The organism is Spirillospora sp. NPDC049652 (assembly GCF_040675125.1).
GTDB lineage: Bacteria > Actinomycetota > Actinomycetes > Streptosporangiales > Streptosporangiaceae > Spirillospora.
On sequence record NZ_JBFAOF010000382.1, the window covers coordinates 1 to 6379 of the forward strand.

Sequence of the window (6379 nt, forward strand, 5' to 3'; positions counted from 1 at the left end):
GTGTCGGCCCAGCTCGGCACGCTGGAAGCCGCCGCCCCGCACGCCGAGGGCCGCCGGGCCGCGCTCGGCGACCTGGTCACCTGCCTGCGCGCGGCCGGGACGCCCGGCGCGCGGACGTTCCTGCGCGGGCTCGCCGCGATCGGCCCGGCCGAGGTCCGCGGGGTCGCGGCGAAGGCGGCGGACGCGGTCCGCGCGGACGAGCCGTCCTGGGCCGGGGACCTCGGCGCGGTCACGCCCGGCCAGGTCTGGCTGATCCAGGAGGGCCCGCTCGACGGCGACCGGTTCGTCTGCGAGTTCCGCTACCCCGGCGGCCGCGACCTGCACGCGGTGGCCGTCCGGCTGAGCTACGGGGACGCACCGAGCGAGATCGTCCCGGTCGGGGACGTCCCGGCGCTGATGACCGCCGCCCGGCAGGCGATGCAGGCCGAGCTGTGCACCGTCCAGCCGTTCTCGCCCGCCGCCGTCGGCGAGCGCCTGCGCGCCGCCCTCGGCACCGGGCCCGGCGACGGGCGGGCCGTGCCGGACGAGTGCTACCCCGCGCTCGCCCTCGCCCGGCACCGGATCTCGCTGCTCCCCTGACCGTCCCCTCCCCCGGCCGGCCCCCCTAGCCGAGCCGGCGGTAGCGCCGCACCGCGAGCGGCAGGGACACCGCGGTGATCACCAGCGGCCAGGCCACGGCCAGCGCGAGCGCGTGCCGTCCGGGCCAGGAGTGGGACTCCCAGCCCGGCTGGCCGAACAGGTCGCGGCACGCGGTGACCGTGGCCGACAGCGGGTTCCACTCGGCGACCGCGCCCAGCCAGCCCGGCATCGTGGACGGGTCGACCAGCGCGCTGGACAGGAAGCCGACCGGCCAGACCAGCACCTGGATGACCATCACCGACTCCGGCCCCTTGGCCAGCAGGCCGAGCCAGACGCCCGCCCACACCAGCGACGCGCGCAGCAGGACCAGCAGCCCGAACGCCGCCAGCGCCCGGGCGATCCCGTCGTGCCAGCGCCATCCGACCGCCAGGCCGCAGATCCCCATCACCACGAGCCCGAGGACGGCGTCCACGAGGTCGGCCGCGCAGCGCCCGGCGACCGGCGCGGACGCCGACAGCGGCAGCGCCCGGAACCGGTCGGTGATCCCCCGGGACGCGTCGGCGGCGATCGCGGTGAACGTGCCCTCCAGGCCGAACGCCATGGTCAGGGCGAACATCCCCGGCATGATGAACTCGCGGTAGTTCCCGCCCGGCGCGTCCATCTGGCCGCCGAACAGGTAGCCCATCATGAGCACGACCATGACCGGGAAGGCGAGCGCGGCGACCAGCGCCCCCGGCCGCCGCACCCGGCGCTCCAGCTCGCGGCCGGTCATCGTCCAGGCGTCCAGCAGGGTCCAGCGGACCGTCGCGGCGGTCATCGCACGGCCTCCTTCTCGCTCGGTTCGGCCCCCGCCGGTTCGGGGCGGCTCGGGTCGGGGCGGCCTGAATCCGGCCCGGGGCGGTCGGTCAGGCGCAGGAAGACCTCGTCGAGGGTCGGCCGGCGCAGGGCGATGTCGGCGACGGTGACGTGCACGTCGTCCAGGGCGCGCAGCGTCCCGGCGAGCGCGCCGACCCGGTCGGCGACCGGCGCGGACAGCCGCAGTTCCTCCTCGTCGGTCTCGGGCCGGGCGCCGGTGACGCGCTCGACGGCGGCGGCCGCGGCCGCCAGGTCCCCGGGCTCGGCGATCACCACGTCCAGGCGGTCGCCGCCCAGCTCCGACTTCAGCCCCTCCGGCGTGCCGGACGCGATCACCCGGCCGCGGTCGATCACCGACACCTCGTCGGCGAGCCGGTCGGCCTCCTCCAGGTACTGGGTGGTGAGCAGGACGGTCGTGCCGCCGCCCGCCAGGTCCCGGACGGCGCGCCAGACCTCGGCGCGGGCGCGCGGGTCGAGCCCGGTGGTCGGCTCGTCCAGGAACAGCACCTCGGGGGCGAGCAGCATCCCGGCGGCCAGGTCGAGGCGGCGGCGCATCCCGCCGGAGTAGGTCCCGGCGGGGCGGTCCCCGGCCTCCGCGAGGCCGAAGGACTCCAGCAGCTCGTCCGCCCGGCTGCGGGCGGCGCGCCGGGACAGGTGGGCGAGCCGCCCGAACATCACCAGGTTGCGGCGCCCGGACAGCACCTCGTCGACGGCGGCGTGCTGCCCGACCAGGCCGATTTGGTCGCGGACGCGGGCCGGCTCGCGCGCCACGTCGTGCCCGGCGACCCGCGCCCGGCCGCCGTCCGGGCGGGTGAGCGTGGCGAGGATCCGGACGGTCGTCGACTTCCCGGCCCCGTTCGGGCCGAGCAGTCCGTGCACCGTTCCGGCGCGGACGGCGAGGTAGAGCCCGTCCAGCGCGGCGGTGTCGCCGTAGCGCTTGCGCAGCGACTGAGCGAGCACGGCGGTTCTCATGCGGCCTCCAACTCTGTACGTCGTACGGAGTACAGCCTGCCACACTTTTCCGTACGTCGTACAAAGTTTTTTCCGGAAAGGGCGCCGGCCTCTGCGAGGATGGGGGCGTGACGACCGAGTACACCGGCGCCGGCGACCCGCGCCGCAGCCTGGAACTGCTCTGGGGAGCGCGCGGCAGGCCCCGCCGGGGGCCGCGCCCGAAGCTGACCCCGGAGCGGATCGTCGGCCGCGCCGTCGAGATCGCCGACGCCGACGGCCTGGAGGCGGTGTCGATCCGCCGGATCGCCGAGGACCTCGGCGTCTCCCCCATGTCGATCTACACCTACGTGCCGGGCAAGGCCGAGCTGCTGGACGCCATGACCGACCGCGCGGTGGCCGAGATCACCCCGCCCGCCGACCCGGCGGCCGGGTGGCGCGAGCGGCTCGTGCACGTCGCGCGCGAGAACTGGCGGATCTACCACGCCCATCCGTGGCTGCTGCAGGTCGCGACGGCCCGTCCGCCCCTCGGCCCGAACCTGCTCGACAAGTACGAGACCGAGCTGCGGGCCGTCGAGGGCATCGGCCTCACCGACGTGGAGATGGACTCGGCCGTCGCCCTGGTCAACGGCCTGGCCGAGAGCACCGCCCGGACCTCGGTGAACCGCGCACAGGCCGAGCGCCGCACCGGCCTCACCGACCGGGAGTGGTGGGAGGCGACCGCGCCGTTCCTGGCGGAGCGGATCGACGGCTCCCGCTACCCGCTCGGCTCCCGGGTCGGCAGCGCGTCGGCCGAGGCGTACGGCTCGGCCGTCGGGCCCGAGCACGCCTTCGAGTTCGGCCTGGCCCGCATCCTGGACGGCATCGAGGCCCTGATCACCGCCCGCGCCGGCCGTCCGGACGGACGGCCGGACGACCGTCCGCACGGCCGGCCGGACGGCCCGCCGGAGGTCCCCGAGGGGAGCCGCACCGATATGTGACCGTGATCTTCGGCGGTCACGAAGCGGGGCGCGCCGGACATGAGATGTCCGAACGAGGGAGTTCGGATGGATCTCACGGAAGACGAGGCGTTCGCCCGGCTGCGCACGGCGGCCGGGCCGGCGGACGCCGACCTGGCCGCCGATCCCGTCCTGGACGGGCTGCTGGACGAGTTGGGCGCGGGCCTCACCTCCGCCCGCCGCCCGTTCGGGCCGCTCCGGATCGGGCCGCGCACGTTCAGGCCGCGCACGTTCAGGCCGCGGCGGGTCAGCCGCACGGGCGGGGTGCGCCGGCCGTCCGGAATCGGGCGGCATGTGATGGTGTTCGCCGCCGCGGCCGCGACCGCGCTGGTCCTGCTCGGCTGCTACGCGGTGCTGCGCGACGACGGAGTGCGGCGGCCCCCGGACCGTCCGGCGACGGGCGCGACGACCCCGCCCGCGCCTCCGCCGCTGAAGACCGGCCTGTACGGGGCCGCGGTCGCGGGGAGCATGCGGGCCGGCGAGTTCGCCGACGCGAGCGAATGGATCAACCTCGGCTCGCCCGAGCTGCCCGGTTTCCTGGACTCCCAGCAAAGGGGGTTGACGCTGCCGCCCGGCGAGTCCTGGGGGCCGCTCCGCGTCCGGTTGATCCGTCCTGGAAAGCGGCTCCAGATCACCGCGCTGATCTTCAACGTGCGGCGGTACGCGCTGTGCCGCAATGCCGCCGCGTACGTCGCGACCGAACCCGGGTCCGCCCGCACGCGGTACCGCCTGTTCATCGAGAAGAACACGCCCTGGACCGTCGTCGGCGCCAGCGGACCCGCAGGAAGGAAGAGCCGCCCCGGCGACCCCGGGCACTTCACGCGCACGTTCCACTTCATCCAGGGACCGGTCACCGACACGTCCATCCGGGCCTTCGCGAGCGGCTGCAACCTGCCCTGGACGCTGAGCGGGGCCCTGCGATGAACGCCGCCGAAGCCCGCTCCGAGGCGCTGTACCGGCTGCACCGCACGGCGATCCTCGGCTACCTCGCGCGCCGCGTGGAGCCCCGGGAGGACGCGGCCGACCTGCTCTCCGAGGTGTTCACCACCGCCTGGCGGCGGATCGACGCCCTCCCGGACGGCGACGACGCCCGGCTGTGGCTCTACGGGACGGCCCGCAACGTCCTGGCCAACCACCGGCGCGGCAGCACGCGGCGCGCGTCGCTCACCGCCCGGCTGCGCGAGCACCTGGCCGTCCGGCTCCAGCGCGTGGACGAGCCGGACGGTGTGACCGCCGTCCACGAGGCGCTGGCCGGACTGTCCGAACCCGACCGGGAAGTGCTGACGTTGTCGGCCTGGGAGCAGATGACGCCGGCCGAGATCGCCGTCGTCCTCGGCCTGAACCCGGCGACCGTCCGGGCCCGCCTGGCGCGTGCCCGCGTCCACCTCCGCAGCGCACTCGCCACGCACACGCCCGCGACGCGCTGAACGCGCTCGCACCCCTCGGTCAACCCCTCATTTTTCAGACCTTCGTGTTCTCGGGGAGCTCAGTGAAGAGATACAGGACGTGCGCGGTCGGCACTGGTGTGGTGCTCGCGCTCACGGGCTGCGGCACGGGACCAGGGACAAGTTCCACAGGCCCCGGCCAGGCGCTCCCTTCGACCGGTGGGAGCCCGTCGGCTCGCCCGTCCAGCGCGGCGTCCCGGCCACAAGGCTCCCGCACGGCGAGCGTCGCCGACATCACGCCCCTGGGCGCGGAGCACGAGACGGTCGGCGTCGGCTTCCCGATCATCGTGACGTTCAGCCGTCCGGTGACCGAGCGCACTGCGGTGGAGAACGCCCTTGAGGTGCGGGCGGAACGGCCGGTCGAAGGGGCGTGGCGCTGGCTCGACGCGAGGACCGTCGTCTACCGGACACGGACGTACTGGAGCCCGCACCAGAAGGTGCGCTTCACCGCGCGCCTGACCGGAGTACGCATGGCCAAGGGCGTGTACGGGGCCAAGGACGTCACGCGCACCTTCGCGGTCGGGGCGTCCCAGATCAGCATCGTGGACACGCGCCGCCACCAGATGACGGTCCGCCGGGACGGAAAGGTCGCGCGGCGCATCCCGATCAGCGCGGGCCGGGGCGGGCACCTCAAGGACGGCACCGATGTGTACCTCACCGCGAGCGGCGTCCACCTGGTGATGGAGAAGGAGCGGGTCGCACGGATGACCTCCGCGTGGATGGGCGTCGACCCGAAATCGCCGCAGGGCTATGACGAGCAGATCCCGTGGGCCGTCCGGATCACCCGGACCGGCGAGTACGTCCACCAGAGCGACGGCGCGTACCAGTTCCTCGGCGTCAGCAACCAGAGCCACGGCTGCGTCCGCGCGACACCGGCCGGCGCGCGCTGGTTCTTCGGCATCGCGCACCGGGGGGACGTTGTGGAGGTCACCGGCACGGCGCGCCGCCTCGACTGGCGCAACGGCTGGTCGTTCTGGCAGCTCCCCTGGGACACCTGGCGCGCCTCGCCGCAGATCACAAGCTAGTGCGCCGTCCGTGGACGTTCGCCGTGGACGACAGCGGACGTAGGGTTCGGATCGTGACGAGGCAACGGCGACGCCCTGCACTCGCCGCGCTCGCTCGTCTGCCGTCGCCGGGACGACGGGATCCGCTGCTGGCGGCGGTCGTCGTCGTCGGGCAGTTGCTCGTGTGGGCGATGCCGGACGTGTTCGCGTTTTCTGCGCGAGCTCTGGACCTTGGAGTGCCGGGCGCCGTCGGCGGAGCGGCGAAGGTCGCGGTCGTAGCGCTCAGTACGTGCGCGGCCGCCGGAGCGCTCGCCGTGCGCCGGATTGCACCCGTCTGGGCGCTGGCCGGAGCGCTGACGGCGACGCTCCTGGCCATCTGGAGCGGCGGGGCCGCCGTGGCCTGGCCACTCGCCCTGGTACTCGCGCTGTACTCCCTGGCCGCGCACCGCACGGCCGGGCTCGCCGCCGCAGGAGCCGCCATGACCGCTCTGGCAGCCGCCGCGGCCAGTGAAAGCGGAAGGGATCCAGGCCGCGGCCTGGTTGCTCATCG

The 6379-nt window shown here is 74.8% G+C and carries 8 protein-coding genes; 6 read left to right on the top strand and 2 right to left on the bottom strand.

The genetic code is table 11. From position 1 onward, the window contains the following. On the top strand, positions 1–579 hold a 579-nt coding region (locus tag AB0J52_RS22680; RefSeq protein WP_500183924.1), incomplete at its 5' end, for a hypothetical protein. 25 nt (positions 580–604) lie between these two features. Here the strand turns inward: AB0J52_RS22680 and AB0J52_RS22685 are convergent. Together AB0J52_RS22685 and AB0J52_RS22690 are read right to left on the bottom strand one after the other, a co-directional pair. Beyond that, positions 605–1396, bottom strand: coding sequence for an ABC transporter permease (locus AB0J52_RS22685; RefSeq protein ID WP_500183926.1), 792 nt, complete (start codon positions 1394–1396; stop codon positions 605–607). After that, positions 1393–2406, bottom strand: coding sequence for an ATP-binding cassette domain-containing protein (locus AB0J52_RS22690; protein WP_500183927.1), 1014 nt, complete (start codon positions 2404–2406; stop codon positions 1393–1395). The genes AB0J52_RS22685 and AB0J52_RS22690 overlap by 4 nt, the downstream gene beginning before the upstream one ends. A gap of 107 nt (positions 2407–2513) precedes the next feature. Between AB0J52_RS22690 and AB0J52_RS22695 the strand changes: the two genes are divergently transcribed. The 5 genes from AB0J52_RS22695 to AB0J52_RS22715 all read left to right on the top strand — a co-directional run. Further along, positions 2514–3362, top strand: a complete 849-nt coding sequence (locus tag AB0J52_RS22695; protein WP_500183928.1) for a TetR/AcrR family transcriptional regulator — start codon at positions 2514–2516, stop codon at positions 3360–3362. Between the two features lie 66 nt (positions 3363–3428). Next, positions 3429–4304 (top strand): hypothetical protein, encoded by an 876-nt coding sequence (locus AB0J52_RS22700; RefSeq protein WP_500183929.1) that lies wholly within the window; start codon positions 3429–3431, stop codon positions 4302–4304. Then, the gene (locus AB0J52_RS22705; protein WP_500183930.1) at positions 4301–4807 is read left to right on the top strand and encodes an RNA polymerase sigma factor; all 507 of its coding nucleotides are present in this window, start codon (positions 4301–4303) and stop codon (positions 4805–4807) included. The genes AB0J52_RS22700 and AB0J52_RS22705 overlap by 4 nt, the downstream gene beginning before the upstream one ends. A gap of 62 nt (positions 4808–4869) precedes the next feature. After that, positions 4870–5850: a L,D-transpeptidase gene (locus tag AB0J52_RS22710; protein ID WP_500183932.1), complete on the top strand. Its 981-nt coding sequence runs from the start codon at positions 4870–4872 to the stop codon at positions 5848–5850. A gap of 53 nt (positions 5851–5903) precedes the next feature. Next, positions 5904–6379 (top strand): hypothetical protein (locus tag AB0J52_RS22715; protein ID WP_500183934.1); only part of this gene is annotated, 476 nt, incomplete at its 3' end.

Coding starts and splice junctions, on each gene's coding strand:
- AB0J52_RS22700 (WP_500183929.1), top strand. CDS start 3,429: ATGGATCTCACGGAAGACGAGGCGTTCGCCCGGCTGCGCACGGCGGCC.
- AB0J52_RS22690 (WP_500183927.1), bottom strand. CDS start 2,406: ATGAGAACCGCCGTGCTCGCTCAGTCGCTGCGCAAGCGCTACGGCGAC.
- AB0J52_RS22705 (WP_500183930.1), top strand. CDS start 4,301: ATGAACGCCGCCGAAGCCCGCTCCGAGGCGCTGTACCGGCTGCACCGC.
- AB0J52_RS22685 (WP_500183926.1), bottom strand. CDS start 1,396: ATGACCGCCGCGACGGTCCGCTGGACCCTGCTGGACGCCTGGACGATG.